The organism is Caulobacter sp. ALps2, assembly GCF_058681635.1.
The window spans coordinates 3,012,102-3,028,723 of record NZ_CM178743.1 but is presented as its reverse complement, the minus strand read 5'-3'; the positions used below and the strand labels follow the sequence as shown (position 1 = coordinate 3,028,723).

The 16,622-nt window shown below is 67.6% G+C and carries 15 protein-coding genes; 8 read left to right on the top strand and 7 right to left on the bottom strand.

What is annotated here, in order from left to right; translation table 11 throughout:
• Window positions 1–138 precede the first annotated feature (138 nt).
• Window positions 139–306, top strand: a complete 168-nt coding sequence (locus ACW173_RS14450; protein ID WP_492080688.1) for a hypothetical protein — start codon at window positions 139–141, stop codon at window positions 304–306.
• Here ACW173_RS14450 and ACW173_RS14445 read toward each other — a convergent pair.
• Genes ACW173_RS14445 through ACW173_RS14435 form a run of 3 tightly spaced genes read right to left on the bottom strand, consistent with a single transcriptional unit; the run spans window position 276 to window position 4,122 of the window.
• Window positions 276–2,177, bottom strand: coding sequence for a hypothetical protein (locus tag ACW173_RS14445; RefSeq protein WP_492080687.1), 1,902 nt, complete (start codon window positions 2,175–2,177; stop codon window positions 276–278). The two genes, ACW173_RS14450 and ACW173_RS14445, sit on opposite strands and share 31 nt — an antisense overlap.
• A complete protein-coding gene (locus ACW173_RS14440) occupies window positions 2,174–2,602 on the bottom strand; it encodes a GtrA family protein (RefSeq protein ID WP_492080686.1) in 429 nt (142 codons plus the stop codon). Before ACW173_RS14440 ends, ACW173_RS14445 begins: the two co-directional genes overlap by 4 nt.
• 2 nt (window positions 2,603–2,604) lie before the next feature.
• Window positions 2,605–4,122 (bottom strand): NAD(P)/FAD-dependent oxidoreductase, encoded by a 1,518-nt coding sequence (locus ACW173_RS14435; RefSeq protein ID WP_492080685.1) that lies wholly within the window; start codon window positions 4,120–4,122, stop codon window positions 2,605–2,607.
• 813 nt (window positions 4,123–4,935) lie between these two features.
• On the opposite strand from ACW173_RS14435, the gene ACW173_RS14430 reads away from it, so the two are divergent.
• Complete coding sequence (locus ACW173_RS14430; protein WP_492080684.1) at window positions 4,936–5,424, top strand: hypothetical protein; 489 nt, start codon at window positions 4,936–4,938, stop codon at window positions 5,422–5,424.
• Window positions 5,425–5,449: 25 nt separating this feature from the next.
• On the top strand, window positions 5,450–5,911 hold the full coding sequence (locus ACW173_RS14425; RefSeq protein WP_492080683.1) for a hypothetical protein: 462 nt from the start codon (window positions 5,450–5,452) through the stop codon (window positions 5,909–5,911).
• Here the strand turns inward: ACW173_RS14425 and ACW173_RS14420 are convergent.
• Window positions 5,908–6,534, bottom strand: coding sequence for a glutathione S-transferase family protein (locus tag ACW173_RS14420; RefSeq protein WP_492080682.1), 627 nt, complete (start codon window positions 6,532–6,534; stop codon window positions 5,908–5,910). The two genes, ACW173_RS14425 and ACW173_RS14420, sit on opposite strands and share 4 nt — an antisense overlap.
• Before the next feature lie 106 nt (window positions 6,535–6,640).
• On the opposite strand from ACW173_RS14420, the gene ACW173_RS14415 reads away from it, so the two are divergent.
• The 4 genes from ACW173_RS14415 to ACW173_RS14400 all read left to right on the top strand — a co-directional run bounded on the left by ACW173_RS14415 (window position 6,641) and on the right by ACW173_RS14400 (window position 11,469).
• Window positions 6,641–7,975, top strand: coding sequence for a spinster family MFS transporter (locus ACW173_RS14415; protein ID WP_492080681.1), 1,335 nt, complete (start codon window positions 6,641–6,643; stop codon window positions 7,973–7,975).
• Window positions 7,976–8,086: 111 nt separating this feature from the next.
• Entirely contained in the window at window positions 8,087–9,601 is a 1,515-nt protein-coding gene (locus tag ACW173_RS14410; RefSeq protein ID WP_492080679.1) for a spinster family MFS transporter, read from the top strand.
• Between the two features lie 54 nt (window positions 9,602–9,655).
• Entirely contained in the window at window positions 9,656–10,966 is a 1,311-nt protein-coding gene (purB, locus tag ACW173_RS14405) for an adenylosuccinate lyase (RefSeq protein WP_492080678.1), read from the top strand.
• Window positions 10,966–11,469: a DNA-deoxyinosine glycosylase gene (locus ACW173_RS14400; protein ID WP_492085998.1), complete on the top strand. Its 504-nt coding sequence runs from the start codon at window positions 10,966–10,968 to the stop codon at window positions 11,467–11,469. Before purB ends, ACW173_RS14400 begins: the two co-directional genes overlap by 1 nt.
• Window positions 11,470–11,481: 12 nt before the next feature.
• Here the strand turns inward: ACW173_RS14400 and ACW173_RS14395 are convergent, their stop codons facing one another.
• The 3 genes from ACW173_RS14395 to ACW173_RS14385 are packed head-to-tail and all read right to left on the bottom strand — an operon-like array spanning window position 11,482 to window position 14,426.
• Complete coding sequence (locus ACW173_RS14395; protein ID WP_492080677.1) at window positions 11,482–11,916, bottom strand: cupin domain-containing protein; 435 nt, start codon at window positions 11,914–11,916, stop codon at window positions 11,482–11,484.
• Between the two features lie 10 nt (window positions 11,917–11,926).
• Window positions 11,927–13,279 carry a Gfo/Idh/MocA family protein gene (locus ACW173_RS14390; protein ID WP_492080676.1) on the bottom strand — a complete coding sequence of 451 codons (1,353 nt, stop codon included), beginning with the start codon at window positions 13,277–13,279 and terminating at the stop codon, window positions 11,927–11,929.
• 10 nt (window positions 13,280–13,289) lie between these two features.
• Window positions 13,290–14,426, bottom strand: a complete 1,137-nt coding sequence (locus ACW173_RS14385; RefSeq protein WP_492080675.1) for a Gfo/Idh/MocA family protein — start codon at window positions 14,424–14,426, stop codon at window positions 13,290–13,292.
• A gap of 197 nt (window positions 14,427–14,623) precedes the next feature.
• Between ACW173_RS14385 and ACW173_RS14380 the strand changes: the two genes are divergently transcribed.
• Window positions 14,624–16,618, top strand: coding sequence for a M13 family metallopeptidase (locus tag ACW173_RS14380; protein WP_492080674.1), 1,995 nt, complete (start codon window positions 14,624–14,626; stop codon window positions 16,616–16,618).
• Window positions 16,619–16,622 lie beyond the last annotated feature (4 nt).

Below are 16,622 nucleotides of genomic sequence, written 5' to 3'. Positions count from 1 at the left end.
GTCTTTGCGCGGACGCGCCATTCACCGGAAGCGTGACAACGTTGTCAACCATAGTCGTGGTTTTTCCACCATTGTTAGCGGTACCATTGGAACCAGATTTCTCCCTCGTCGCTGTCTTCAGCGGGATAGGAGCAAAACATGTCTGTCGTCGTGATCCTGCTGATGACCAGCCTGTTCGTGCTGGCGGCCATGGTCGGCCTGGCCGACGCGCTGGTGCACTTCGTGTGCTGGAGTTTCGGACGCCTGACCGAGCCGAAGGACGTGGCCGACACCGCTCAGCCCTCCGCGCAAGGGATCACGGCATAAAGCTTGGCGGTTCGCCAGGCGCTGCCCGAGGCGTCCGTGAACTGGAGAACGTAGGGCGCCTTTGGCGTCCACGTGCTTGCCTTGAGCCCCGGATCCAGCGGACCTTCATCCTCCCAGAGCGGCCGCACGATCCAGGCCGGCGCATCCGAAGCGGCGCAGAAGGCGAGGACATTGGCCGGTTTCGGCTGCGTCAGGCGTTGCGCCGCGACGGTCTGAGTACGCATCCAGTCCTGTCCGACCAGGCCCGCCGCTTGCAACCGTTTCGCGCGATCCCAGAGCGTCAGCGCTAGGGGCCGCGAGAAAACCACACCGGCGCTCTGCTCCTTGCTGGACCAGGTTGGCCTGCCCATCAACTGCCAGGGCTCGACGTCGCCCGTCACCCACAGCACCGCGCCGGGGCGTGAGGCGGTCATGGCGACCAGCGCGGGGTCCCTCCCCTGGTCGCGATGACGGACATAGTCCGAGCGGTCGTCCCACAGCACCGCGACCAGCAGGCCGATCACGGCGACGGCGGCGATGCGAACCGGCGCCGACGGTGCGGTCCAGCCCCGCGCCAGTCCCAGGCCGACGACGAGGGCGATCGCCAGGCCCGGCAGGTCGCTGCTCCAGACATAACCCTGACTGAACGGCCAGACCTCGGGCAACCGATCCAGGGCGTTGGCCAGGGCCACGCCGCGCAGAGCGCCGTAGAAGATCACCGACACGGCCAGCAGGCCGATGGCCACGGCGCGAAACAGCGCCGGCCGATCGTAGCGCATCCTGTCGCCGACCAGCACGAACAGCAGACCGATCAAACCGAGGCTCAGCCCCAGGGCGCCGATCTCGCGGAACATCCATGCCGAGACCAGGAAAGCCAGTCCCAGCAGGCCCGACGGTCCGCGCCGGGGAAGCTCAAGGCAGAGCAAGGCCAGGCTGACGGCGGCCAGCACCGCCATCGGCTCCAGCATCCGCCAGGCCTGGATCTGCAGGAACAGCAGCAGCGACAGGCGGTCGCCCAACACGGCGGTGACGGCCACGCCGACCAGGCCGGCGATCAGCGCGCCGAGCGCCAGGCGACGCGACGCGCCGCTCAGCAGGAAGGCTCCCGCCGCTAGGGTGCTGGCATGGACCGCCAGGCGGTTCCAGGTCTCGATCGGCCACAACGAGGGCAGCAGGATCGGGCTGCGCGCCGCGACCACCGCCCGCCAGGCCGGATCCATGACAGTGACGATGCGCTCGGCGACCGGCAGGTGCAGCAGGCCCGCGAGCGTGACGGCGACGATGCCGGCAAGACCCGCCCACAGCCAGCGACGGTCTTCGAAACACATAGCCAGGCCTATGGCCGCCGCCGCGCACAGGCCCATGATCGGGTGGAACGGCATGCCCAACACGCAGAGCCCAAGCCCCACGGACCGGCGGCCGGACAGATAGGCCGCCATGCCGAGGAAGCCGGCCGCCTCGGCCAGAGCGCGCGGCGTCGCGTAGGGCTCGCCGAAGCCGATGACGTCCAGCGGGCCATACAGCGCCGGCAGGGCGACAGCGAAGAGCAGAGCCGCCCAGCGCAGGCCCGGCGAACGATCGGCCAGCAGCGTCTCGACCAGCAAGACGAGGGCCGCGAACCACAGCGTCAGGGTGACGAGAACGACCGCCAGCACGCCGCCCGACAGTCCCAGGACCGCGATCAGCTTGGCCAGCAGCGGCGTGTAAAGGCTGAACCCGAACTGGCCGTCGTGGACGAACATCAGGTCCTTGCCGACCCCGGCGGGATCGAGCTTGGCCAAGGCGTCGGCGACATAGAGGCGGCCGTCGTGGCGAACGCCCTGGTACGGCCGGCTCAGCAGGAAGACGCCGAACGCGGCCAGCAGGCCCAGGGCTTTGTCGCGCCGGCTCACGGCTGAGCGGGATGGACGCGCGGGGCTTTGAACAGCAGCGCCCGGCGGACGGTGAAGTTGAACAGGAAAACGATCCCGGCGGTCGGGATCTTGGCCAGGCCGGGCGTGATGCGCAGCGCCTCGACCCACAGCGCCATCAGGCCCTGGGTCAGGATCAGGCCGGCCAGGCCCACGCCGATGAAACCGACGAACTCGCGCCGGCGATCGGCGACCGGACGGTGGCGGAAGACCACCCAGATCGACAGCAGATAGGTGACGGCGACGCCGCTGGTGAAGCCGGTCCCCGAGGCGACCAGATAGTTCACGCCCAGCGCCGTCAGGCCCAGCAGCACGCCCCAGTCCAGACCCAGCGCCAGGGCGCTGGCCAGGCCGTACAGCGCCAGCTCACGCAGCCCCTCGGGCATGAGCCTCCAGAGCCGGTTCATGATCAGGCGGCGACCTTCTTGGGAGTCAGGCGCTCGCTGCGCAGCGCCTCGCGGGCGCCGGAGACGCCGGCCTCGCCGTATTCGGCGTCCTCGTTGACCTCCCACACGTCGTGCAGGGTCTCGCCGGCGATGATGTTCTCGGCGGTCAGGAGGCCGGTCATCATGGCGTGGTCCTGGTTGTTGTACTTGTGCATGCCGTTGCGGCCCACGAGGTGCAGGCCCGGGAAGTGCATCTTCAGGTCCAGGCGGATCATCTTGATGTGCTCGGCATAGGCGTCGTCATAGACCGGATAGGCCTTGTGCTGGCGCACCACGCAGGCGTCGTAGACGTCGGCGGGATCCATCAGGCCGATCTTGGCGATCTCGCGCTTGGCCTGGGCGACCAGATCCGTGTCCGAGGTGGTCCACAGGCCGTCGCCCTCGAAGCAGAAATACTCCAGACCCAGGCAGGTCGAGACGCCATCCGGGATCATCTCCGGCGACCACGAGCGGAAGTTCTGCACGCGGCCGACCTTCACCGACGGATCGTGGATGTAGATCCAGTTGTCGGGCAGTTCCTTCTGCGGCTTGCCGATCAGCACCACGGTCAGGAAGTCGCGGTACATCAGCTCGCCGGCGTGGAAGACGCTGATCGGGGTCGGCGAAACCGCCTGCATCAGCTCGCGGATCGGCGCCGACGAGACGACGTCGTCGGCCGTATAGATCTCTTTTTTGCCGTCGGCGGCGGTGACCGAAACGGTCCAGATCTTGGCCAGCTTGTCGTAGTGCAGGCCGTCGACCTTGCGGCCCATGCGGACCTGCCCGCCCAGGGCGGCGATCTTTTCGGCGCAGGCCTCCCACATCATGCCGGGACCCTTGCGGGGATAACGGAAGCTCTCGATCAGGGTCTTGGGCGAGCCCTCACCCATCCCTGCTGTTTGGCCCGGCTTGGCCTTGACGCCCAGCGAACGCTTGACGCCGTCGATGATGGCGGCGGCCAGGTCCAGACCCTTGATGCGCTGGCTGGCCCAGTCGGCCGAGATCTCGTCGCAGCTCATGCCCCACACCTTCTCGGTGTAGGTCTTGAAGAAGATCGAGAACAGCTTCTCGCCGAACTGGTTGCGGACCCATTCGTGGAACGTGGTCGGCTTGGCGATCGGGTTCAGCTTGGCCCAGCCGAACGAGGCCATGCACTTGGTCGCCGTCCAGACGCCCAGATTGGCCAGGGCCTCGAAGGCCTTCAGCGGATAGGCGTAGAACTTCTCGCGATAATAGATGCGCGACAGGCGCGGCCGGTCGATGAAGTCGTCGGGCAGGATCTCGTTCCAGAGGTCGACGATCTCCTGGCTCTTCGAGAAGAAGCGGTGGCCGCCGATGTCGAACTTGAAGCCCTTGTAGTCCACGGTCCGGCTGATGCCGCCGACATAGGTCGGATCCATCTCCAGCACGGTCACGTCCCGGCCAGCCTTGGCCAGGGTGTAGGCGGTCGTCAGGCCGGCCGGTCCGGCGCCGATCACCAAGGTTTCCACGTGCTGGGCCATGCGCCCCCTCCAGTGCCGTCTAGGCAGTCCCATTTCAGTACAGGATGGGGCGGGATGGTTAAGGCCAGGTCCTCACGCGTGGTGAATCCAGGTTAATCGTGAATCCGGGACGATAGGTCGCGGAGGCACGACGTCGCCGCTTCACGCGGCCAGCCGCTGAAGATGTGTGGGGAGGCGGCGGAGCGGCCGGGCGAACCCGGAGACCGTGATTGTATGTTTGCGTTTCGGCTCGTCGACCGCTCCGCCAGGCTGTTTTTTCCGTGAGGACGGGAGGCGTGAGCGTATTTCAGCTCGGGTCCCCAAGAGCCCCCGGACGGGCGTGGACCAACTGGATCGGCTCAATCCGTCTCCAGCTCGGCGATCCACGATAGGCGGCTTGTACGATCACCGCCCTGTCGCTCCGCTGCTCGGTCTTGATCCCGGACGATCCGTCACCCGCGTGCGCTCCTAAAGAGTAAGCCACGCGACCTGGCGAAGCCGCCGGGGACCGCGCAGCGACCCCGCTCAACCTACCCCCGCCGCCGTTTTGGGCCGGATCCAAACGCCCTCCCCCGCGACGGGGATGGCTATGAGTATGGGGGCGGTTCTGAACGCGGATCATTCAGCGACGTGTAAAATCGACAAGCCGTTGATTTCACTGAGTTCGATCTCGCCAATTCCGAGGATACAGCGCCGTCGGTCCCCGTAAAACTCCCTCTCTCTTAGAGAGAGGGGTTCAAAAGCCCCACAAGTCGTCCAGCCGACACTTCCACGCATCCTTCCGGCCACCAGCCGCGTTGAGAGCCCCGAGGGACCTTAACCGGCGAGGATCACATGCCCCGTCTCATCGTCATCGGCCTGGCCATCGGCGCCATGGCTCTTCCCGCCGTCATGGCGCCCACCGACGCCAACGCCGCGTCCTGTCGTAGTCGCAAGGCCACCGGCACGGTGATCGGCGGCCTGGGCGGCGCCCTGGTTGGCAACGCCATCTCGAAGGGCGGCGGCGGCCTGCTGATCGGCGGCGTCGGCGGCGCGCTGGTCGGCCGCCAGATCGGCAAGAGCGGCTGCCATCGCACCCGCACCGTCTATTACGACTCCGCGCCGCGTGGCGGCTCGGCCTCCGTCGCCCGGCCCGCCCCCGTGCGGCGGGTCTACTACGACCACATGGGCAATCCGGTCGCCAGCGGCACGGTCCAGAACGGGACCTTCCAGCAGGTGTCGAACACCGCCCCGTCGGGCGGCGTCTGCCGTGACGCGACGATCTCCTACTACGACGATCGCGGCCGCCTGAGTTCGCGCGCCGTCCAGATCTGCCCCCGCTGACCGCTCACTCCAGGAAGACCACAAGATGATCCGCAAGCCCGTGATGGCCTTTGTACTGGCAATGGCCGCCCTTGGTCTCGCCGCGTGCGAGAACGGCCACGACGCCATGGCCAATCCGAAGATTTGCGCCGACTTCAAGACCGCCCCCGGCGCGACGGCGGCGGCCGATCCGTCGATGCCGGTCGAGGAGTGCACGCGCCGCTGGGCCTACAGCCTGGCCGGCTCGAAGGACGGCGCCGAGGTGGTGGCCGACGCCGTGGTCGCCGCCTGCGCCGCCCAGCTCAGCAAGTGGAACCAGGCCTCGCTAGGCCAGTCCGCGGCCGGCGGCGGCGAGCAGGCCCTGAGCCTGACGACCGGCCAGCCGACCAATCCGCTGGCCGAGCACACCGCCTTCGCCCAGGGGCGCGCCCTGTTCTATGTGGTGCAGGCCCGGGCCGGCCGTTGCGGCCCCCCGCCCGTCGAGAACGGCGTCCCCACCGGCCTCTAGGCTGTCGCGACGCGCTCCCACTCCAGGAACTCCGGCGTCCGCAGCAAGCGCTCGGCATAGGCCTGCGCCGCGCCGGCGTCGCCGTAGTCCGAGAGGGTGATCTGGTAGGTGCGGAAGCGCGTCGCCACCGGCGTCCAGAAGGCGTCGGCGATCGACCATTCGCCCAGCAGGAACGGTCCGCCCGAGCGCGCGAGCAGCTGGTTCCAGCGCTCGACGATCGCGCGCACGTTCTTCTGGGTCGCTTCCGAGATCTCCAGCTTGCGCGGAGCCTCGTCCAGCGCCATCGGGCATTCGCCGCGCAAGGCCTGGAAGCCCGAGTGCATCTCGGCCGCCGTCGCGCGGGCCAAAGCGCGTAGGGCGGGATCCCGCGGCCAGAGGTTCGCGTCCGGGAACTTCTCGGCCAGATATTCGCAAATCGCCAGCGAGTCCCAAACGACCAGGTCGCCGTCCTTCAGGGCGGGCGCCAGCCTGGTGGGCGAGATCTTGCCGATCTCGGCGCTGGTGACGTCGCCCTGGCGCAGCGCCACCTCGATCTCCTGGAACGGCGCGCCGACGCGCTTCAGCGCCAGCCACGGGCGCAGCGACCACGAGGACCACGCCTTGGTGCCGATCACGAGTTCCATGACGCGCTCTCCCTGAGGGGCTTGAATTGCCGGATGGTCATCGGGCTTAGCCTGCGTCTAAGGTGACCTCAACGATTAGAACAACTGTTCGAGGGAGAGAGAGTCCATGGCGGAAGCCGCCACGCCGTCGCCCGTCATCGCGCCTGTGTCGACGGCCTACCGCCGTTACGCCCTGTGGGTGCTGCTGATCATCTACACCCTGAACTTCCTGGACCGGCAGGTGGTCAACATCCTGGCCGAGCCGATCAAGCGCGACCTCGGCCTGGCCGACTGGCAGCTGGGCATGATGACAGGCCTGGCCTTCGCCATCTTCTACACCGTGCTGGGCATCCCGATCGCCCGCCTGGCCGAGACCAGGAACCGCCCCTTCATCATCGGCGCCTCGGTGGCCGCCTGGAGCGCCTTCACCGTGCTGTGCGGCTTCACCCAGAACTTCTGGCAGCTGATCCTGGCGCGGATCGGCGTGGGCGTCGGCGAGGCCGGCTGCACGCCGCCGGCCCACTCGCTGATCACCGACTACGTGCCCAAGGAGAAGCGGGCCAGCGCCATCGCCTTCTATTCGATCGGCACGCCGCTGGGCACCCTGGCGGGGATGGCCATGGGCGGGCTGATCGCCGACTCCTACGGCTGGCGCGTGGCCTTCATGGTGGCCGGCGCGCCGGGCGTCATCTTCGCCTTGGTCGCGGCCTTCACGCTGGTGGAGCCGCGCAAGCAGCTGGCCGCCGAGATGGCCGCGCGCGCCAGTTCGCAGATCAGCTTCGCCGCCGCCCTCGCGGTGCTGGCGACCAAGAAGACCTTCTGGCTGGTGGCCCTGGCCGCCTCGATCAAGGCCTTCATCGGCTATGGCCACGCGCCGTTCACCGCCTCGTTCTTCTTCCGCAACCACGGGCCGGAGATCGCCGCTCTCGCCGACGGCTTCGGTCTGAAGTCGGCCGGGTTCCTGGGGCTGTCCCTGGGGCTGATCGGCGGCACGGCGGGGGTCATCGGCGCCTGGCTGGGCGGGGTCTTCGCCGACCGCCTGGGAGCCAAGGACCTGCGCGCCTACGTCACCGTGCCGGCGGTCGCCTCGCTGATCACCATTCCGATCTACATCACCGCCGTCAGCCTGGACGCGCCGATGACCGCCATAGGCCTGCTGGCCATCAACGCCCTGCTGGGGACGCTGTGGTACGGCCCCGTCTACGCCACCGCCCAGAGCATCGTCGACCCCGCCCTGCGAGCGACGGCCTCGGCCGTGCTGCTGCTGATCATCAACCTGATCGGCCTGGGTCTCGGCCCGCTGGCCGTTGGCATCCTCAGCGACGTGCTGGCGGGGCCGATGGGCATGGGCGAAGCCCAGGGCGTGCGCTGGGCGCTGATCTTCTCGACGATGCTGGGCCTGGCCGCCTTCGGCCTGTTCTGGATGGCCCGCAAGAGCATCCGCGAGGAGATGGTGGCCTGAGATGCTCCCCCGCCTCGCGGGGCGGCCCAATTAGCCTCTGGCGCTTTGGCTTCCGCTCCGTCACAGTCCCCTCAAAGAATTAGAACAATTGTTTGAAGGGAGAGAGTCAGTATGGCCGACGCGCGTGCGTCCGGCGGCGATCGGCCGCTTTATTCGCCCATTTACTCGAATGGCTACAAGGCGACGGTGCTGGGGCTGCTGCTGGCCGCCTACACCTTCAACTTCATCGACCGGACGATCATCGCCACCATCGGCCAGGCCATCAAGGTCGACCTGAAGCTGACCGACACCCAGCTGGGCTTGCTGGGCGGCCTCTACTTCGCCCTGCTCTACACGATCCTGGGCATCCCCATCGCCCGCCTGGCCGAGCGCTGGAACCGGGTGACCATCATCTCGCTGTCGCTGGTCGTCTGGTCGGGCTTCACCGCCCTGTGCGGCGCGGCCACCAGCTTCGCCCAACTGGCCCTGTTCCGCTTCGGCGTCGGGGTCGGCGAGGCCGGCTGCTCGCCGCCCAGCCACTCGCTGATCAGCGACTATTACGAACCCAAGAAACGCGCCTCGGCCCTGTCGATCTATTCGTTCGGCATCCCGCTGGGGACCATGTTCGGCGCGGTCGCCGGGGGCTGGCTGGCCCAGGAGTTCAGCTGGCGCGTGGCCTTCGTCATCGTCGGCCTGCCCGGCATCATCCTGGCGCTGATCGTCAAGCTGGTGGTCAAGGAACCGCCGCGCGGCCACTCCGAGATCGTCGAGCGTCCGATCGAAGCTGAAGCCGTCGTGGTCGAGCCCGCGCCCAAGCCGGCCTTCTCAATGGCCAACGAGTTCTCCGAACTGTGGGCGGTCTTCAAGATCCTGTTCTTCAAGTGGCCGGTCCTGCACATGGTGCTGGGCGTGACCATCGCCTCGTTCGGCTCGTACGGCTCGGGCGCGTTCGTGCCGTCCTACTTCGTGCGCGCCTTTGGCCTGGGCCTGGCGCAGGTGGGTTTGATCACCGGCCTGATCGGCGGCTTCTCGGCCGGCGTCGGCACCCTGGTCGGCGGTTTCTTGAGCGACTGGGCCGGCAAGCGCAGCGTCAAGTGGTACGCCTGGGTTCCCGCCATCGGCCTGATCATCTGCACGCCGATCTATATCCTCGCCTACCTGCAGAGCGACTGGCGGGCGACGGCGATGATCCTGCTGGTTCCCGGCATCTTCCACTACGTGTACCTGGCCCCGACCTTCGCCGTGGTCCAGAACTCGGTGGAGCCGCGCCGCCGGGCCACAGCCACGGCCCTGCTGTTCTTCTTCCTGAACCTGATCGCCCTGGGCGGCGGGCCGGTGTTCACCGGCTGGCTGATCGACCACCTGGCCCAGTATCACTTCAACACCCCCGACGCGGCGGGCGTGATCCACAGCCTGCTGGGCTCGTTTGGTGTCGAAGGCGGTCAGAACTTCGCGGCCACCTGCCCCGGCGGCATCGCCCCCAAGGGTTCGGCGCCCGAGCTGGCGGCCCAGTGCCGCTCGACCCTGGCCCTGTCCAGCCAGCAGGGCATCATCATCTCGCTGTGCTTCTACGCCTGGGCCGGCGTCCACTACGCCCTGGCCGCGATCGGCATGGTCAAGCACATGAAGGAACGGGAAGCGGCGTAAGTAATAAGCCTCTTCCCTTGACTCCGGGGGCGGTCGGGCCGAAACGGCCGCCCCATGATCAGCCGCTACGCCCGCCCCGAAGCCGCCGCCATCTGGTCCAGCCAGACCAAGTACAAGATCTGGTTCGAGATCGAGGCCCACGCCGCCGACGCCATGGCCGAGATCGGGACCATCCCGAAGCTCGCCGCCGAGACGATCTGGGAGAAGGGCCGCGACGCGGTCTGGGACAGCGACCGCATCGACGAGATCGAGCGCGTCACCAAGCATGACGTCATCGCCTTCCTGACCCACGTGTCGGAAATCGTCGGTCCCGAAGCTCGCTTCCTGCACCAGGGCATGACCAGCAGCGACGTGCTGGACACCTGCTTCGCCGTGCAGCTCAGCAAGGCCACCGACCTGCTGCTGGAAGACGTCGACCTGGTCCTGGCCGCCCTGAAGCGCCGCGCGCTCGAGCACAAGATGACCGTCTGCGTCGGCCGCAGCCACGGCATCCACGCCGAGCCGCTGACCTTCGGCCTCAAGCTGGCCGGCTACTACGCCGAATTCCAGCGCGCCAAGGAGCGCCTGGCGATGGCCAAGTTCGAGATCGCCACCTGCGCGATCTCGGGCGCCGTCGGCACCTTCGCCAATGTCGATCCGCGCGTCGAACAGCACGTGGCCGACAAGATGGGCCTGGCCGTCGAACCGGTCTCGACCCAGGTGATCCCGCGCGACCGCCATGCCGCCTATTTCGCGGCCCTGGGCGTCGTCGCCTCGTCGGTCGAGCGCCTGGCCACCGAGATCCGCCACCTGCAGCGCACCGAGGTGCTGGAGGCCGAGGAGCCTTTCGATCCGGGCCAGAAGGGCTCGTCGGCCATGCCGCACAAGCGCAACCCGATCCTGACCGAGAACCTGACGGGCCTGGCCCGCCTGGTCCGCTCGGCCGTGGTCCCGGCGATGGAGAACGTCGCCCTCTGGCACGAGCGCGACATCAGCCACTCGTCGGTCGAGCGCGGCATCGGCCCCGACGCCACCATCCACCTCGACTTCGCCCTGCGCCGCCTGGCCGGCGTCATCGAGCGCTTCAACATCTATCCCGACAACATGGCCAAGAACCTGGACAAGCTGGGCGGCCTGGTGTTCTCGCAGCGCGTCATGCTGGCCCTGACGCAGGAAGGCGTGAGCCGTGAGGACGCCTATGCCGCCGTTCAGGGCAACGCCATGAAGGTCTGGCGCGGCGAAGGCCGCTTCATCGACTTCCTGAAGGCCGACCCCGTGGTCTCCAAGGCCCTGTCGGACACCGTGCTCGAGGAGCTGTTCGACTACGGCTACCACACCAAGAACGTCGACGTGATCTTCAAGCGCGTCTTCGGCGAGCAAGCGTAATTCGCAAGGCAGGCTTCCCAGCGGTCGTCGACGCCAACACGCGCGTCCTGATCCTGGGCAGCCTGCCGGGCGAGGCCTCGCTGGCCGCCCAGCAATACTACGGCAATCCGCGAAACGCCTTCTGGCGCCTGATGGAGGGCGTGCTCGATACGCCCCTGGTCCCGCTGGACTACGAGGCGCGGCTGGCGGCGTTGCTGGCCCACGGCGTCGGCCTATGGGACGTCATCGCCGAGGCCGAACGCCCCGGCAGCCTGGACGCGGCGATCCGCGACCCGGCGGCGAACGACTTGCTGAAGCTGATCGAGGGTCTGCCGGCGCTGCGGACCGTCGCCTTCAACGGCGGCACGGCGGCGAAGCTGGGTGGAAAGATGATCGGCGAGCGCATCCCGACGATCGCCCTCCCCTCGTCGTCTCCAGCGCATGCAGCGCGGACGTTCGCGCAGAAGGCGGAAGCCTGGAGCGCACTCAAAACCCCTCTCTCAATGAGAGAGGGTTTTAGATAGCGCCTCCCCTGTCTACTTCGGGCTCTTCCAGTTGATCACATGATAGACCGCATCCGTGGTCCCCACGTTCTTCAGCGCATGCGGGCTGTTTGACGCGTTGAACACCACCCCGCCCGGGCCGACCTTCTTCCAGACGCCGCCTGACAGCACCTCGACCTCACCCTCGCGGATGATCACCAGCTCCTCGTTCGGATGGGTGTGGGGCGCGTGAGAGCTCAGCCCCGGTTTAAGGGTCGTGACGTGCATCTCCAGCTCGTCCAGCGTCGCGGTGGGCGCACGCGTGATCTGGGCGTAGGCGCCGACGTCGGTGGGGTGGGATTTGATCTCGTCCCAGCGCCAGACGGATGGGCCCAGCAAGGCCGGCTTGGGGGCCTGGGCGACGGCGACGCCGGCCAGGGTCACAGCCACCGCGCCAATGGCGATGGCGAAGTCTCGTTTTGTGATCATCGCCATCTCCCTAGAACGTGTATGGCTTGCGCTGCGGGCGGCTGAGCATGGCGTTGGCGGCGTCGTCGCCAATGAAGCGTTCGGCCTTGGGATCCCACTTCAGGCGACGGCCGGTCTTCATGGCCGTGTGGTGCAGCAGGCAGGTGGTGCAGGCGCGGTGGCCGATCTCGGCCGGAGCCGACGGGGCTTCGCGGGTCTTGATCGAGTCCAGCCAGTCGCCGTGCTGCTCCTCGGACTTGCGCAGATGGATCTCGTTCGGCCCGATCACGCTGTCCAGGACCTTGGGATTGCTGGCGCTGAGCGCCGGGCTCGGCTTCTGGCCGAAACTCGGGTCGCTGGAGGTGACGGCCGCGTCGCGGGCCACGAAGATCCAGCCCTCCGTGCCAATGAACTTCACCCCGTTCGGGAAGTCGCCCGAGATGTCCATGGTCACGCCATTGGCGTAGCGGGCGTGGGTCAGGAACTTGCCGTGCACGTTCCACAGGCCGCTGGTCGGGAACTCGGCCGAGCCCCAGATCTCGACGGGCCCCGAATGCTCCATGTCCATGCCCCAATGGGCGGTGTCGACGTGGTGGGCGCCCCAGCCAGTGATCATGCCGGCCCCGAACTGCTCGCAGCGCAGCCAGCCCGGCCGGTCGAACGAGCCCTGCGGATGGACCCGCATCTCGGTGTAATAGGCCTCGGGCGTGGACCCCAGCCAGGCGTCGTAGTTCAGGTTGGTCGGGATCGGCTGTCGCGGCGCCTCCGGCCCGGACGGATCGCCCGGCAGCCCGACCTCGACATGCTTGAGCTGGCCGATGCGGCCGTTGCGGACCAGCTCGCAGGCGCGGCGGAACTGCGGCCAGGGCTTGTCCGAGCGCTGCTGCGAGCCGATCTGCAGGATACGGCCGGTAGCGGCCACCGCGTCGGCCATGGTCCGGCCCTCGGCGATGGTCAGCGAGGCCGGCTTCTGCAGATAGACGTCCTTGCCGGCCTTGACCGCGTGCACGGCCGGGATGGCGTGCTGGTGGTCGGGCGTGGCGATGATCACCGCGTCGATGTCCTTGGCGGCCAGAAGCTCGTGATAGTCGGCATAGGTCCGGGCGCTGTCCCAGGGGCGGCCATACTTCTTGGCATAGGTCTCGTCGACCAGCTGCTTGCCCAGGGCCAGGCGCTTGGAGTCGACATCGCAGACCGCCAGGATCTGGGCGTGGTCGTATTTGAAGGTCTCGGCCATGTCGTGGCCGCGAGCGATGCGGCCCACGCCGATGACGCCGATATTGATGCGGTTCGACGGCGCGTTCTGGCCGAAGACCGTGGCCGGCACGATGGTCGGAAAGGCGATGCCGGCGGCGAGTATCCCGCGACGGGTCGGATTGCTCATCGTCATCCCCTCAACCCAGCACGGGCTTGGTGGCGTTCTTCTGGGCGGTCAGCACCAGTTCGGCGGCCAGCAGGGCCTGGTCCTGGTCCTGGGCGACGGACGTGCGCTCGACGATGTCGGTGACGAACTGTGGCCCGAACGGCAACTGGACCTGGCTGCAGTCGATGTAGCGGGCCTGTTTCTTGTCGACGATCAGCAGGTGGTTGGCGCCCGGCCGGCCGGTGGGATCGATGTACTTCCGCAGCTCGATATAGCCCTCGGTCCCGAGGATGAAGAGCCGCCCGTCGCCCCAGACGCCTAGGCCGTCGGGCGTGTACCAGTCGACCCGCACATAACCCGTGCCGCCGTCGCCGACGGCGGTCAGGTCGCCGAAGTCCTCGAACTTGGGATGGTCGGTGTTGGCGATGTTGCCGGTCTGGCTGGCCACGATCTTGGCGGTCTTGCTGCCGGTGTAGAACAGGAACTGGTCGGCCTGGTGCGAGCCGATGTCGGTGAGGATGCCGCCATAGCGGGCCTTGTCCCAGAACCAGTCCGGACGGCCCTGGCCGATGCGGTGCGGGGCCAGGTTGACGGTCTGCACGACCTTGCCGATCGCGCCAGCGTGGACCAGCTCGCCGGCCTTGATCGCCGAGGGCACTTCGAGGCGTTCGGAGTACATGATCGCGTACTTGCGGCCGGTCTTCTTCACCGCCGCGCGGACTTGGGCCAGTTGCTCCAGGGTGATGATGCCCGGCTTGTCGGCCAGGTAGTCCTTGCCGGCGGCCATCACCTTCAGGCCCAGCGGCGTGCGCTGGTCGGGGATGGGCGCGGCGGCGACCAGCTGGACCGACTTGTCATCGAGGATCTGGTCGATGCTGGCGGCCACCGGCACGTCGCCGTGCTGCTTCTTGAAGTCGGCCAGCTGCTTGGCGTCGTTGTTGTAGGCGTAGACCCAAACGCACTCGCCGCCGCCCCGCTTCACGGCCGCGGTCATGCTCATGATGTGATAGTGGTCGAGGCCGATCACCGCGAACTTGATCTTGTGTTTCGCCGTCAGGGCCGGTCCCGGCGCGGCGACCTCTTGAGCTATGGCCGCGCCACTCGCGAGGGCCGCGCCGCCCAGTCCCGCCGCCATCAGCACCGCTCGGCGACTTGCGAGATCGTTCATCGGTTTCCTCCACGCGTCAGCTTGCCTGACCACTAGTTGGCAGTGATCAGACCACTAAACCACGACAGAGAGAATACCCCTTGGAGTCGTAGCCGCCCAACCAGTGGGCGCGGTCTCACATTACGGGAAATTCATCTGCGCTGAGCCCGCGTATGGGGCAGCATCGCCGCTTCTTGAGGGGCATTGGGATCCTACACATGCGCATCTTCCTGCTGGCCGCCGTTTCGGCGGTAGCGATCTCCGGCGCGGCGTTCGCCGCCGACAAGCCGATGTACGGCGCCTGGGGCGTCGACCTGACGGCCCGCGACACGGCCGTGAAGCCGGGCGACGACTTCAACAAGTTCGCCAACGGCGCCTGGGAGAAGAAGACGACCATCCCGGCCGACCAGGCCTCGGCCGGCGTCGGCTACGATGTCTACAACCGCTCGCAGGACCAGCTGCGCACGCTGATCGAGACGGCCGACGCCTCGACCCAGATCGGCGGGCTGTACAAGAGCTTCTTCGACGAGGCCAAGGTCGAGCAGGTCGACGACGCGCCGTTGAAGGTCGACCTGGCCGCCATCGCCGCCATCTCGTCCAAGGCCGAGCTGGCCAAGAGCCTGGGCCAGGCCCACGGCGGCTTCGGCCCGGACCTGTTCTCGCTGGACATCTATCCGGACGCCAAGAACCCCGAGCTCAACACCCTGTATATCGGCCAGTCCGGCCTCGGTTTGCCCGATCGCGACTACTACCTGACCGACGGCTTCAAGCCGCAGTTGGCGGCTTACACCGCCTTCGCAGAGCGGGCGCTGAAGATGGCCGGCTATGCCGACCCGGCCAAGTCGGCCGCCGACGTCGTGGCCTTCGAGACCGCCATCGCCAAGGTCAGCTGGGCCGTCGCCGACCGCCGCGACATCGACAAGGTCTACAACCCCGTCACCCTGGACGAGCTGAAGGCCTACGCCCCCGAGGTTCCGTGGGCGGACTACCTGGCCGCCGCCGGCATGCCGGGCATCCAGAAGGTCGTGCTGGGCGAGAAGACCGCCGTCCGCGACATCGCCAAGCTGTTCGCCGACACGCCGCTGGAGACCCTGAAGGCCTGGCGCGCCGTGCAGGGCGTGCAGGAGATGTCGCCCTACCTGTCCAAGCGTTTCGTCGACAGCCGCTTCGAGTACGTGAAGGCGCTGAGCGGCCAGACCCAGCTGCGTCCCCGCTGGAAGCGTGGCGTCACCCTGGTGGACGGCAGCCTGGGCGAGCTGGTCGGCCAGACCTATGTCGCCAAGTACTTCCCGCCCTCGTCCAAGGCGCAGATGCAGGAGCTGATCGCCAACCTGAAGGTGGCGATGGCCGAGCGGATCGAGAAGGCCCCGTGGATGGCCCCGGCCACCAAGCAGGCGGCCCTGACCAAGCTGTCGAAGATGACGGTGATGGTCGGCTATCCCGACAAGTGGCGCGACTACGCGGGCCTGAAGATCGACGCCAACGACCTCTATGGCAATGTCCGCCGCAGCGGCCAGTTCGAGTGGGCCTACGCCCTGAAGGACCTGGGCCAGCCGGTCGACCACGGCAAGTGGGCCATGACCCCGCAGACCGTGAACGCCTACAACGGCGGGCTGGAGAACAAGATCGTGTTCCCGGCCGGCATCCTGCAGGCGCCCTATTTCGATCCGGCGGCGGACGCCGCGGTGAACTACGGCGCGATTGGCGCGGTGATCGGCCACGAGATCAGCCACGGCTTCGACGACCAGGGCCGCAAGATCGACGACACCGGCAAGCTGCGTGACTGGTGGACGGCCGAGGACGCCAAGCGCTTCGAGGCCCAGGCGGCGGTTCTGGGCGGCCAGTACGGGACCTACGAGCCGGTGCCGGGCATGAAGATCAACGCTGCCCTGACCATGGGCGAGAACATCGCCGACCTCGCCGGCCTGCAGGTGGCCTATGACGCCTATCACGCCTCGCTGAAGGGCAAGCCCGCCCCGACCATCGACGGCATGACCGGCGACCAGCGCTTCTTCCTGGCCTTCGCCCAGAGCTGGCAGGACAAGTCGCGCGACGACTCGCTGAAGCAGCAGATGGCGTCCGACCCGCACTCGCCGTCGAACTTCCGGGTCATCGGCCCGACGCGCAACGTCGACGCCTGGTACGCGGCCTTCGGCGTCACGCCGAGCGACAAGTTCTACCTGCCGCCGGAAAAGCGCTCGCGGATCTGGTAGGGAC